Origin of the sequence: Flavobacterium gossypii (genome assembly GCF_014138495.1) — a bacterium.
Lineage (GTDB): Bacteria > Bacteroidota > Bacteroidia > Flavobacteriales > Flavobacteriaceae > Flavobacterium > Flavobacterium endophyticum.
In genome coordinates this window covers 153,164-166,799 of record NZ_JACJIS010000002.1, presented here as the reverse complement: position 1 = coordinate 166,799, position 13,636 = coordinate 153,164, and the positions used below count along the sequence as shown (strand labels likewise).

The following is a 13,636-nucleotide window of genomic DNA, read 5'->3' as shown; positions in this document are numbered from 1 at the left end:
GATGAAGACTTTAATAGAAAATACAATAAGGAATATTGAAAACAAACATCCTGAAGACCCTACGATAACAAGTGATTTGGATTATATAACAGAATTATTATCTAAAAATGTTGATGATTCAATTTTAATAATCAATGAATTAAATGAAGAATCAATTCGCTGGATTTCCTCGAGATTTGAAGGACTGTCATATAAATTTCAAAACAAAAAATTTGTTGAATGTTTAAAAAATCTTTTGTCAAAATTTCCTAATATTAGTTATTTGAAAGAAGATATTCAAGAAGCTGTAGAAGCATTTTACGAAGAATAAATAAAAAAAACCCGTCAACTGACGGGTTTTTATTTTATATTAAATGGATATTAGTACAAGCTAGGAAACTTCTCAGGATTTACCTCACTCATAATGGCATATACTTTTTCGTAAATATCTTCTGCAGAAGGCTTTGAGAAATAATCCCCATCCGTTCCATACGAAGGGCGGTGTGCTTTTGCAGTCAATGTTTCCGGTTTGCTGTCAAGGTATTTGTAACCGTTCTGTTCATCAAGAATCTGTTGCAAGATAAAGGCAGAAGCTCCTCCAGGGACATCTTCGTCAATTACTAATAATCTGTTGGTTTTTGCTAGAGATTTTACAATATCATGGTTAATGTCAAAAGGCAATAGCGACTGTGTATCGATAATTTCAACATCAATACCAATTTCAAGCAATTCTTTTGCGGCCTGTTCAACCAAACGCAAGGTAGAACCATAGGAAACAAGCGTAATGTCTTTTCCTTGCTTAAGTGTTTCTACAACACCAATAGGAGTCTTGAATTCGCCCATATTGACAGGCATTTTTTCTTTCAAACGATATCCGTTCAGACATTCCACAACAAGAGCCGGCTCGTCGGTTTCCAATAAGCTATTGTAAAAACCGGCCGCTTTTGTCATATTTCTAGGAACCAAAACGTGTATGCCTCGAATGGCATTGATAATCATTCCCATTGGAGAGCCAGAATGCCAGATACCTTCCAAGCGGTGTCCACGAGTTCTTATAATAAGCGGCGCTTTTTGCTTGCCGCGTGTTCTGTATTGTAATGTTGCCAAATCATCACTCATGATTTGAATCGCATACAAAAGATAATCTAAGTACTGGATTTCGGCAATCGGACGAAGTCCTCTCATCGCCATTCCGATTCCTTGTCCTAAGATAGTCGCTTCTCGGATTCCGACATCGGCTACTCTCAATTCGCCGTATTTCTCCTGCATTCCTTCCAGACCTTGGTTTACGTCACCAATATTTCCGGCATCTTCACCAAAAACAAGCGTTTCTGGATATTTGCTGAAAATAGCGTCGAAGTTGTCGCGGATGATAACTCTTCCATCGACTTCTTCTGCATTTTCTATGTATTCTGGAAGCACTTCTTTTACAGAAAAGACATTTTGGTCTGATTCTGAAAAGAGATTAGAGCTAAATTTCGGCTGTATTTTTTCAGTATAAGCCGTAATCCATTGCGAAAGCTGGGCTTTGCCATTTTCTTTTAGAATAAGACGCAGTACTTTTCGAGCTGTCGTAATAATATCCTTGCGAATAGGCTCTTTAATACTGGCTAAATCTGAAGCATGTTTTTGAATAAAAACTTTGTTTTCGCTAGCAGCGGCAATTGTTTCCAGCAAAGAAACCAATTCTTTCTGCTCGTTTTTAATAGGTTCTACAAAAGCATTCCAAGCGGCTTTTTTGCCATCGAGTACTTCTTTTTTAGCGATATTGTCAATTTCGTCTAATTCTTCTTGCGTAGCAATATTGATAGCAATCATCCACAATTTCAACTGGCGAAGACAGTCGAAATCCGCTTCCCAAGCTAAACGATCTGCATTTTTGTAGCGCTCGTGCGAACCTGAAGTCGAGTGTCCTTGAGGCTGCGTCAATTCTTGCACGTGGATCAAGACAGGAACGTGTTCTTCACGTGCAATCTGTGATGCCTGCTCATAAGCTGTAATCAAGGCTGGATAATCCCATCCTTTTACGCGAATGATTTCATAGCCTTTATTTTCGTTGTCTCTTTGAAAACCTTTTAGGATTTCAGAGATATTTTCTTTTGTAGTTTGGTGTTTTGCATGAACAGAAATTCCGTATTCGTCATCCCAAACGCTCATTACCATTGGTACTTGCAACACTCCGGCAGCATTTATAGTTTCGAAAAACAAGCCTTCAGAGGTACTGGCATTTCCGATAGTTCCCCAAGCAATTTCGTTTCCGTTAATCGAAAAATTAGTCTTGTTGTGGATTCCTGAAACATTTCTAAATATTTTAGAAGCTTGTGCCAATCCTAATAATCGAGGCATTTGACCAGCAGTAGGAGAGATGTCGGCACTAGAGTTTTTTTGTAGCGTTAGATTCTTCCAAGAACCGTCATCATTCAAGCTATGCGTAGCAAAGTGACCACCCATTTGGCGTCCGGCAGACATCGGATCATGCTCGATATCCGTATGGCCGTAAAGTCCGGCAAAAAACTGCTGAATGGTCATCTGGCCAATCGCCATCATAAAAGTCTGGTCGCGATAGTAGCCTGAACGGAAATCTCCATTCTTAAAAGCTTTTGCCATGGCCAGCTGAGGTACTTCTTTTCCGTCGCCAAAAATACCGAACTTTGCTTTTCCGGTCAAGACTTCGCGGCGTCCCAAAAGGCTGCATTCTCTGCTGATTACGGCAATTTTATAGTCATTCAACACTTCGGTCTTGAAATCTTCAAACGAAAGTTCTTTTTTGGAAGCTATTTGTGTCATAAAATGGAATTTCTTGAATAGAAAACAAATTTAGACATTTCTACTTACAAAACAAAAAAGAGCTCATTTAATTATCTGCAATCAATTTGCTTTGTAGTAAGTTTTGAATGAAAGAAGTTTAGTGAAAGTGAATTAAAATTGTAATATATGTAATTTTAGGCTAGAATAATTTGTTTCTGGTATTTTCTCGAATAAAACCTTTTTCAGCCTAAAACCATTTACGAGTAAAAAGATTGACCAAAGTTTTTGGACTGAAGGTTATGATAAAGCGGACTTTTTCGTTATAATGAGGCTGTCCGACTTCCCAGCCATTGCTGGAATATACAGGGAAATATAATTCAAAATAATCAGTCACAAGATTTAATCGGATACCGCTGTCATAAACAAAATTCGGGTCAGCATGCTTGTTTTTTACCAATCCGGCATCGCCATAGACTTCGATCCAATGCCAGATACTAAAACTTCCGTTCAGGGTGGTCATCCATTGGTTGGCAAACGGAGTATCAAGCTTGGACTTGAACCCACCTTCAGCAAGAATCAGTTGTTGACTGAAAAAACCAGTACTTTCTGAACGTCCATAATAGTTATAATCAAACAAATAATCTGTCGGACGGTCAAGCGCAAAACTGAAATAATCGGTGTCGGTTTTATTGTATAGAAAAGTTCCGGCGTACAATCTCAGGTTGAGCTGGCGGTTGTCTTCAAACAATTTTCGGTATTCAATTTCTGCTGCCGTTTTTCCAAATTTTCCGGAAATCTGCAAATCGGTTACAAAGTTAAAGTGGTTGGTCACTTCTGTCTTGACGTTGTAATATTTAGCATTAAAAACAGAATAATTTTCAGTTTCTTCCACATTATAGATAGACTTGTCACGGTTTACCAAGACTTCTCGAAACTGTATGCCTTGCTTTCTGTTATCGCGGAAATTATTTTCCCTGAAAAGCATCGTCACCGTAGGAGTTAGTTTCAGATAGGCCGCATCTGGAGCATAATGAAAATAAGACCCGTTCATCTGATAGCGGATGTTGAAAGGATTGTTGTTGCGGTTGTATTGGTTTACGGCAAAAGAAAATGACCCTGTCAGCGTCTGCGTATTTGGCGAATAGATTGGATTTATTTCATAAACAAACGGCTTGTCTAAAATGGTCTTGTTATGGAAACGGATTCCTGGCGAAAGCCCGTCGTATAAGTTATACGTTAATGTCGGGACATAAAGAACTTGGTTATAATAGGGATCTTCCAGGTCTTTCATGAAATTGAACTTGATCGGTCGGTTTTGATGCAGAAAGCCTTTTAACGATTTCCAGTTGTTGCGAAGATTGTATTCTGGAACTTCATTATGAAAATTCAGGACGATTTTGTCTGCTTCGTTGCGCGGCAGGGTAAAGGTACTGTCGGTTTTGATGTTGTCGAGCCATTTTTTAAAAACGACTTCATTTTTCTTCGTACCATAAACCGGAATAGGAACAACTGTTTTTGTCTTATTGCGAACCGTAAAAGTCACGCTATCTTTGGTTTTTGAGACATTGGTGAATTTATAATCCACGATATCTCTAGAATCGATTATCGTCTTGAAGAACCAGCTGATGTCTTTTTTTGCATTTGCTTTAAGGATCTTCTCAAAATCTGTCCTTGAAGCAGTGTGTTCTTTGTCCAAGGCATAAAATTCACGGATGCTGTTGTCTACGATGCCATTTTCCAAATAATTATCTAAATATTTAAGGCTAAGTCCCGCTCTGTATTTGCTGGCAATCTGCTCGTTGAATTTAATGAACGTATTTTTAGGATCGCCTATCGGCTGGTCTAGGTTTTTTCGAGCCATCAGCATATAGAAATAACTGTACTGCTCGTTAAAACTAATCGTTGTAAGGTTATAGCCTCTGAGCAACCACCATTGCGAAAGATTGCCCATCATTTTACTGTCCGGATGATGATCTTCTATATATTTCATCATGGTATAAATCTGGATACCGTCATAAATCCAGTTATCGTCTCTTGCATTTAGGTGAAGGCTGGTCTTGAGGAAATTATTCAGATAGGTCTTGAGGAATTTTATCTCAAATAAAAACTCATCGGGAAACGGACTTATAAATGACGGAAGCTGATTCAATCCGTAAAAAGGATTCTTTTCATAATCTGCTTGCGATACTGTAATTTTTTCAAAAGGATAGCTGCCTATATTTTCATTGACAAAATTTACGACTTTGTCAATGACAATCGCTTTCTGGATTTCGTTCAGCCTGTTTTCCTTGAGGTTGGTTTCTACGGTAACGACATTATTTTTATAACTGTAGAAGGTCGTTTTAGGTTCTAAGAATAGGTTGAAATCTTGGCGGTTTTTCCCAGACAGCTCATAAGTAGAAAACGTTGCGTCTTTGGTACGGCTGATTTCGTTTAGGTCTGAAGTAGCTTCAAGTCCTAATGGAAGTTTCAAGTTTACGTCAAAATCTGTGAGACTATTGGTGATATCGTCTAGATTATTGTTGCTGTACTTTATAAACTGGTGGTTTTCATATCGTGCAGGAGTGAGGAACCAGTTTTTCAGATTCATTTCACCGTTCTGGTTCCAGCCGTATTTGGTAAAACGGTCATTTGGAAGTTTTACCAGATACGTCAGTTTTAGTACTGTTTTCTCGTTAGGAGCCAATTTTTCACGAAGATTGACTTCTATTACATCGGGATGTTTTTCAAAACGGTGCCATTTCAAAAACAAATTATCTTGTCCAATAATGGTTATGTTGTCTGTCTTTCCTCTTTCTTCGTCTTTTGCCAAGTGAAAGCTTCTGACAAATTCATCAGAGAATCGTTTTGCCAGAGGCGTATTTTTATCCGAATAAGCATGGTTCCAATCATTAAGGATGATAGAAGTCAGCGTGTCTCCTGTCTGATTATTAAAGGTAATTTCCTGCTGTACGTAAGCTGACTTTTCTTCGCTATTAATTTCAACAATCATTCTGGAATGATGTTGCGCATTTCCTTTTATTGAAAGAAACATAAAAGAAAAACAGAAAAAGATTTTAAAGAAAGTATTCAAGCAGCAATTTTATATAATGTACGGTAAAACGTTAAAGCAAGTTTAGTTATTATTAGATACATTTCCTAATAAAGGTTGCTTAAGATTGGCTTAAAAAGAAAAGCTGCCTAAAAAGACAGCTTTCCATTTGTTTATTGTGATGAGCTTTTTAAAAATTAGGACTCAAATTGTATTTTTTGTAGAAATTATCCAATACATCCAATACTTCATCTTCATTGTCAACAATCTTGATAAGGTCCATGTCGCAAGGGCTTACGTTGCTGTATTTTTCAATCAGTACCGTTTTTACCCATTCGATCAGTCCAGCCCAGAAATCTCTTCCGACCAAGATGATTGGGAATTTGCCTATTTTTTTTGTCTGGATTAAAGTTATCGCTTCGAATAGTTCATCCAAAGTTCCGAAACCTCCCGGCATTACTACAAATCCTTGGGAATATTTCACGAACATTACTTTGCGTACAAAGAAATAGTCGAAATTTAAGTTTTTGTCTTTATCGATATACGGATTGAAATGTTGCTCAAAAGGCAAGTCGATGTTGAGTCCAACCGAAGTTCCGCCGCCCAAATGCGCTCCTTTATTTCCGGCTTCCATGATACCAGGTCCGCCTCCAGTGATAACGCCATAGCCGGCTTTACTTATTTTGTATGCGATTTTTTCAGCAAGCAGGTAATATTTATCGTCTGGTTTAGTTCTTGCAGATCCAAAAATAGAAACGCAGGGACCAATTCTTCCCATGTTTTCATAGCCGTTTACAAACTCGGACATGATTTTAAAAATTGCCCAAGAATCATTGCTTCGTATCTCGTTCCACGTCTTTTGTTTAAATACTTCTTGTATTCTGTCGTCTTCGTTTTCGAATGTTTCTTTTTTCATCTTTCTTAAAAATTAATCAGCCTGCTAAAGTAACTCTTTTTTCAAGAATTGCGCCGTGTAGCTGTTTTTATTTTTGGCAACTTCTTCTGGCGTTCCTTTGGCAATCAGCTGTCCGCCGCCTTTTCCTCCTTCAGGTCCGATGTCGATAATATAATCGGCGAGCTTGATAACGTCCATGTTGTGTTCGATTATCAGCACCGTATTTCCTTTGTTGACCAACTTGTCGATTACTTCCATCAAGACACGGATATCTTCAAAATGCAATCCAGTTGTTGGTTCATCGAGGATATAAAATGTATTTCCAGTATCTTTTTTAGACAATTCGCCTGCCAGCTTGATTCGCTGTGCTTCACCGCCAGAAAGCGTGGTGCTTTGTTGTCCTAAAGTGATATAACCTAAGCCAACATCTTGTAAAGCCTTGACTTTTCGGTATATTTTTGGTATATTTTCGAAGAATTCAACTCCTTCGTCAACAGTCATGTTCAAGACGTCGGAAATTGATTTTCCTTTGTATCTGATTTCTAAAGTTTCTCTGTTGAAGCGTTTTCCTTGGCAGGTTTCGCATTCTACATACACGTCGGGCAAGAAGCTCATTTCTATCGTACGTACGCCAGAACCTTCGCAGGTTTCGCATCTTCCTCCAGAAACGTTAAAGCTGAAACGACCCGGTTTATAGCCCCGAATCATGGCTTCCGGCGTTTGCGTGAACAAACTCCTGATTTCAGAAAAAACCTCTGTATAAGTAGCTGGATTAGAACGTGGCGTCCTTCCAATTGGCGATTGGTCGATGTCGATAATCTTGTCGATATTCTCTAATCCTTCAATCTTTTTATAAGGCTGTGGTTTTTTCACGCCGTTGAAAAAGTGAGCGTTTAGGATAGGGTAGAGCGTTTCGTTGATTAACGTCGATTTGCCACTTCCGGAAACTCCTGTCACACAGATTAATTTGCCTAAAGGCAATTCAATTGAGACATTTTTCAAATTATTTCCTGTTGCTCCCGTTAGTTTTAGAGATTTTCCGTTGCCTTCGCGTCGTTTTTTCGGAACTGCAATTTCCATTTCGCCATTTAAATAGGAAGCGGTCAAAGTATGTTCTTTCAAAAGCTCTTTTGGAGTTCCTTTGCTGATGATTTGTCCTCCAAATCGTCCCGCTTTTGGTCCGATATCGATAACATAATCGGCTCTTTCGATCATGTCTTTGTCGTGTTCTACAACAATTACAGAATTTCCGATGTCGCGCAATTGTTCTAAAGAATGGATCAGTTTTTCGTTGTCTCTTTGGTGCAAACCGATACTTGGCTCGTCCAAAATATAAAGTACTCCGACCAATTGTGATCCGATTTGTGTCGCTAAACGGATTCGCTGTGCTTCTCCGCCAGAAAGTGATTTCGAGCTTCGGCTCAATGCGAGGTAATTCAATCCTACGTTGACCAAAAAGCTCAATCTGGATTTGATTTCTTTGACAACTTCGGAAGCAATTTTTCGTTGCTTTTCGGTTAAATCGTTATCCAATTGGTCAAACCAAACGGCTAGGTCAGAAATATCCATATCGGTTAATTCTGCTATGTTTTTTCCATTTACTTTGAAGTATAATGATTCTTTTTTCAAACGAGAGCCTTCACAAACCGGACATTTTACTTCGTCCATGAATTCTTTTGCCCAACGTCGTATAGTAGTAGAACCGCTTTCGTCGAATTGGTTTTTGATAAAGCTTGAAATTCCTTCGAAGTCAATTTTATAATCTTTTGTCACGCCTAATGTCTTGGACGAAACTTCAAATTTTTCTTTTCCGCCGTGCATGATGACTTCCATGGCTTCTTCGGAAATCTTTTCAATCGGATCCGTTAATTTAAATCCGAATTTCTCTCCGATGATTTCCAGCTGCTTGAAAATCCAAGAGCTTTTATATTCTCCCAAAGGCGCGAAACCACCTTGCTTGATGGAAAGTTTCGGATTCGGAATGATCTTTTTCATATTGATTTCATTCACGGTTCCCAAGCCGTTGCAATGGTCACAGGCTCCTTTTGGAGAGTTGAATGAAAAATTGTTCGGCTCTGGATTCGGATAGGAAATCCCAGAAGTCGGACACATCAGGTTTCGGCTAAAATAGCGTGCTTCTTGGCTGTCTTGGTCAATAATCATCAAGATGTCATCGCCGTGATACATGGCTGTCTTGATACTTTCCGTCAGACGTTTGTCATTTTCGGGCGTATTTTCAATCAGCATTCTGTCGATGACCGTCTCGATATCGTGTGTCTTATAACGGTCTAATTTCATTCCGGCCGTAATGTCCTTGATCTCGCCATTGATTCGGACTTTTAGAAATCCTTGTTTTGAAATTTGTTCAAATAACTCGCGATAATGTCCTTTACGAGAACGGATTATAGGTGCTAAAATATTAATTCTTTTTCCCTCGAATTGTTCAAAAATAAGCTGCTTTATTTGCTCATCGCTGTAGCTGACCATTTTTTCTCCAGTCACATAACTGTAAGCATCGCCGGCTCTGGCATACAACAGACGCAGGAAATCGTAAATTTCTGTAATAGTTCCAACGGTCGAACGCGGATTTTTGCTTGTCGTCTTTTGCTCAATGGCAATTACTGGAGAAAGGCCGTCGATTTTGTCAACATCAGGACGTTCTAGACCGCCAAGAAACTGTCGTGCATAAGCCGAAAAGGTCTCAATATAACGGCGCTGTCCTTCGGCATAAATCGTGTCGAAGGCCAAAGAAGATTTTCCAGATCCCGAAAGTCCCGTAATGACTACGAGTTTTTCACGGGGAATTGTAACATCAATATTTTTCAGATTGTGGACGCGGGCGCCTAAAACTTCAATCGTATTTTCAGTATCTAGCATAGAATTTTTTGCAAAATGCAAAGGTACGTTTTTGTAATTTATTTTTAGTTAAAGACGAATGTCCAAAACTTAAATTTATGTAAAAAGAAGTAAGGGCTTAGTTTTGCTCTTTGTCAGTAGTTTATGAAAAGAAAAGTTCCTTATTCAATGACCATTTCTTTTAATTTTTTTCTATAGGATTCTAATACGCTTACCTTAGAGATGAACCCAAAATACTTGCCGTTTTTTGTGACTGGAAGCTGCTCCAAATGGGAGTTTTCGAATTTTTCCATTACAAGTTCCATTCCGTCTTCATAAGAAATCACATCAATAGGAGCTTTCATGGCTTCTGGAATGGTTGTATATTTTACCCTGAAAGAATTGAATACGATAGGTTTCAGGTCTTCAAAATCAATAATCCCAATCAGCTCATTTTTAGTGTTTACGACCGGAAAAACTTCTTGCTTAGAATTGGAAAGATATTCTACTAGACTCTCGATTTTGTCTTCCAGCTTGACAGTTTTGTATTCGGAATTGATGTGATTTAAGATGTCGATGTTGGAAAGGATGTTTTTGTCCTTGTCGCTCGTAAAAACATCGCCTTTGTCTGCCAAATGCTTGACGTCCATTGAATGCGTCTCAAACTGCTTGGAAACCGCAAAACTGATGGAAGAAACAATCATCAACGGCACCATAAGGTTGTAGCCTCCGGTAATTTCACCGATAAGGAAGATAGCTGTCAATGGAGCGTGGAAGAGGCCGCTCAAGATTCCGGCCATTCCTACAATCGTAAAATTTCCGACAGGAAGTTCTTTTCCGATTCCTAAAAGATTAAAAAATTTAGCTACGAAAAAACCCAAATAAGAACCTACGAAAAGGGAAGGAGCAAAGTTACCTCCGTTTCCGCCGCTACCGAGTGTCAATCCTGTAGCATATACTTTCAGAAGCATTGTGATTCCTACGAATAACAACAGTACCCATTCGTTACTTTTATATTCGTCAAGCAATGTATTTTCTAGAAGGACTTGTGGATTCGCGTTAGATAAGGTCTTGATGCTTTCATAACCTTCTCCGAAAAGCGTCGGGAAAAAGAAAATCAGCACAGCCAAAATAGAAGCTCCAAAGAGCGCTTTTTTATAAGTACTGTTTTTAAATTTTTTGAAAAAACTTTCTATTTTTTGGAAATTTCGGGCATGATAGATGGAGACAAGACCAGCCAAAACTCCCAAAAGGATATAAAATGGAATGTTATGGAAGTCAAACGTTTGCTGTTGCTTGAAGGACAGGAGCACGTCTTCGTTTAAAACAATTGTTGAAATCAAGGCTCCAGTCGCTGCAGAAATCATAATCGGAATAAAAGCCGTGATAGCGACATCGGTGAGAACCACTTCAATCGCAAATAATACGCCGGCAATGGGCGCGTTAAATGCGGCAGCGATACCAGCGGCGACGCCACAAGCCAAAAGCAAGATCCTGTCTTTTTGAGAAAGCCTGTATTTTTGGGCAAAATTGGAACCAAAGGCAGCGCCTGTAATCGTAATCGGTGACTCCAATCCTGCGGAACCTCCAAGTCCGACGGTCAAGGAACTTGTTATGATTTGTGCATACATTTGCTTTTTTGGGAGAATACCGCCTCTTTTTGCAACGGCATACAAAATTCGGGAACTCCCTTTTTCGAGCTTTCCGTCTAAAATATTTTTAATGACAAAAACCGTCAGAAGGATTCCTATTATTGGCAGTATACTATTGATATAAGGCAGTTTAAGATAGCCGTTGACATACGTAGCAAATACGAAAACGGAGTGGGCAAAGCCTTTCAACACGATTACGGCAAAGGCGCAGGAAATTCCAACGACTACGCAGGACAGGTAAATAAAATGTCTTTCGGAAAGGAAATTTTTAAACAAAAAGAACAGCGTTTCTATTTGTCGGAAAATGTTCCTGAAGAATATTTTTATGGGAGACGCTTTTTTGCCTGGCATTTTATATCTGAGAAAAACGATTAGGATTAAAATGCTAAAATACGCCTTTTGTTAAATTTTTAAAGATAAAACTATTATAAAGTTTTAATTTTTTCTGCGACAAAATCCCTTAACTCTTTAAAAAATAGAGTAAACTCTTGCTCAAATTCAGTATAGAATTCTCGTAATTCTTTTACAGATTCGCCCATTTTTGAAGTATTTTTGGTACGATAGTCCATTTGCGATAAAATTTTACCGATGCCGTCGATAAACTGGTAATTCCACAGCCAGTTGCCACGTTCCATGTGAGGGAGCATGTTTTGAGTTTTTAGCGTCAGGATGTCGAAATTATCTTCTAACGATTGGTAGAAATTGTTCACAAATACATCTAGTTTTTCATCCGAATAGTGCTTCCAGTTCTTGGCCAAAAAATGGTCGTAGAAAACATCAATGATAACGCCAGAATAATGGCCATATCGTTCGTGCAATCGATGCTTGCTGATTCGAAAAACAGAATGAGCATCCGTAAATGTATCAATAGCACGGTGCAATATGATTCCTTTTTGAATGTCTTCTGGAAAATGTTCGTAGTCTTTCCCGCGAATACCGTCGGCCATAAAACCGCCAATTTTCATGAAATCATTATTTCCGGAAAGATAAATATGGGCTAGAAAATTCATTCGTCTAATTTAGGAATTTTATATTACTTGAGGCGCAATTCATATATTTGCTAACAATTTAAATTTTAGGAACGAAAAAATCAAAATAAAATATGACCTTAATAAAATCAATATCAGGAATCCGAGGCACTATCGGTGGAAAAGTAGGAGATAACCTGACTCCGGTTGATGCTGTAAAATTTGCTTCTGCGTACGGAACTTGGCTGAAAGACTATTCGAAAAAAGACAAACTGACTGTCGTGATTGGCCGTGATGCCCGAATTTCGGGCCCGATGATTCATAATTTGGTCGTGAATACCTTAATCGGATTAGGAATTGATGTTATTGATTTGGGCTTATCGACGACGCCTACTGTTGAAGTTGCCGTTCCTTTAGAAAAAGCTGATGGTGGAATCATCCTGACAGCAAGCCACAATCCAAAACAATGGAATGCATTGAAATTGCTAAATGAAAAAGGAGAATTCTTAAGCGGAGCTGAAGGCGCTAAAATTCTAGACATTGCCGAAAGAGAAGCTTTTGACTTTTCAGATGTAGATAGTTTGGGAGAAATTATTTCAAATGATGCTTACATGGATATTCACATTGATGAGGTGTTAAATCTTCCTTTAGTTGATGTCGAGGCTGTAAAACAAGCCAAATTTAAAGTTGTTGTCGACGGAGTAAATTCTTCAGGAGGCGTTATCATTCCTAAGCTGTTAGAATTGATGGGCGTTGAGGTGGTAAAACTATATTGCGAGCCAAACGGACATTTTCCACACAATCCAGAGCCTCTAAAAGAGCATTTGACGGATATTTCAGAATTGGTCGTAACCGAAAAAGCAGACTTGGGCGTTGTTGTCGATCCTGATGTAGACCGTCTGGCGTTTATTTCTGAAGACGGAGAAATGTTTGGTGAAGAATATACTTTGGTTGCCGTGGCAGATTATGTCTTGAGCAAGACACCAGGAAATACGGTTTCTAACATGTCGTCTTCACGTGCGTTGCGTGATGTAACAAACAATCACAAAGGTACTTACGAAGCCAGTGCCGTGGGTGAAGTAAATGTTGTGGAATTGATGAAAAAGAACAATGCGATTATTGGCGGCGAAGGTAACGGCGGCATCATTTATCCAGAACTTCATTACGGCCGTGATTCTTTGGTAGGAGTAGCTTTGTTCTTGACGCATCTGGCAAACAAAAAGATGAAGGTTTCTGAATTGAGAGCTTCGTATCCTGAATATTTCATGAGCAAGAACAAAATCGAATTAACACCGCAAATTGATGTTGATGCCATTTTAGTCGCCATGACAGACAAATATAAGTCAGAAAATATTTCGACAATCGACGGCGTAAAAATTGACTTTGCCGAAAACTGGGTACATTTAAGAAAGTCCAACACAGAACCGATCATCCGAATTTACACTGAAGCCAAAAGCCAGTCAGAAGCGGATGCATTAGCACTAAGAATTATTGAAGAAATCAAAGCCGTAGCCGGAATTTAAATAGA

The 13,636-nt window shown here is 38.8% G+C and carries 8 protein-coding genes; 2 read left to right on the top strand and 6 right to left on the bottom strand.

From position 1 onward, the window contains the following. The first annotated feature begins 1 nt into the window (after position 1). On the top strand, positions 2 to 310 hold the full coding sequence (locus GGR22_RS10680) for a hypothetical protein (RefSeq protein ID WP_182493654.1): 309 nt from the start codon (positions 2 to 4) through the stop codon (positions 308 to 310). Between the two features lie 50 nt (positions 311 to 360). Here GGR22_RS10680 and GGR22_RS10675 read toward each other — a convergent pair whose 3' ends face one another. The 6 genes from GGR22_RS10675 to GGR22_RS10650 form a co-directional block, all read right to left on the bottom strand. Then, complete coding sequence (locus tag GGR22_RS10675) at positions 361 to 2,766, bottom strand: alpha-ketoacid dehydrogenase subunit alpha/beta (RefSeq protein ID WP_182493653.1); 2,406 nt, start codon at positions 2,764 to 2,766, stop codon at positions 361 to 363. A 208-nt stretch (positions 2,767 to 2,974) separates the two neighbouring features. Continuing rightward, positions 2,975 to 5,761 carry an aminopeptidase gene (locus GGR22_RS10670; RefSeq protein WP_246336950.1) on the bottom strand — a complete coding sequence of 929 codons (2,787 nt, stop codon included), beginning with the start codon at positions 5,759 to 5,761 and terminating at the stop codon, positions 2,975 to 2,977. A 187-nt stretch (positions 5,762 to 5,948) separates the two neighbouring features. Then, the gene (locus GGR22_RS10665) at positions 5,949 to 6,674 is read right to left on the bottom strand and encodes an LOG family protein (RefSeq protein ID WP_182493652.1); all 726 of its coding nucleotides are present in this window, start codon (positions 6,672 to 6,674) and stop codon (positions 5,949 to 5,951) included. Positions 6,675 to 6,698: 24 nt separating this feature from the next. After that, positions 6,699 to 9,530, bottom strand: a complete 2,832-nt coding sequence (uvrA, locus tag GGR22_RS10660) for an excinuclease ABC subunit UvrA (protein WP_182493651.1) — start codon at positions 9,528 to 9,530, stop codon at positions 6,699 to 6,701. A gap of 140 nt (positions 9,531 to 9,670) precedes the next feature. Continuing rightward, positions 9,671 to 11,491, bottom strand: coding sequence for a chloride channel protein (locus tag GGR22_RS10655; protein WP_182493650.1), 1,821 nt, complete (start codon positions 11,489 to 11,491; stop codon positions 9,671 to 9,673). Positions 11,492 to 11,565: 74 nt separating this feature from the next. Beyond that, entirely contained in the window at positions 11,566 to 12,150 is a 585-nt protein-coding gene (locus GGR22_RS10650) for an acyl carrier protein phosphodiesterase (RefSeq protein ID WP_121376426.1), read from the bottom strand. Positions 12,151 to 12,242: 92 nt separating this feature from the next. Between GGR22_RS10650 and glmM the strand changes: the two genes are divergently transcribed. After that, a complete protein-coding gene (glmM, locus tag GGR22_RS10645) occupies positions 12,243 to 13,631 on the top strand; it encodes a phosphoglucosamine mutase (RefSeq protein ID WP_182493649.1) in 1,389 nt (462 codons plus the stop codon). Positions 13,632 to 13,636 lie beyond the last annotated feature (5 nt).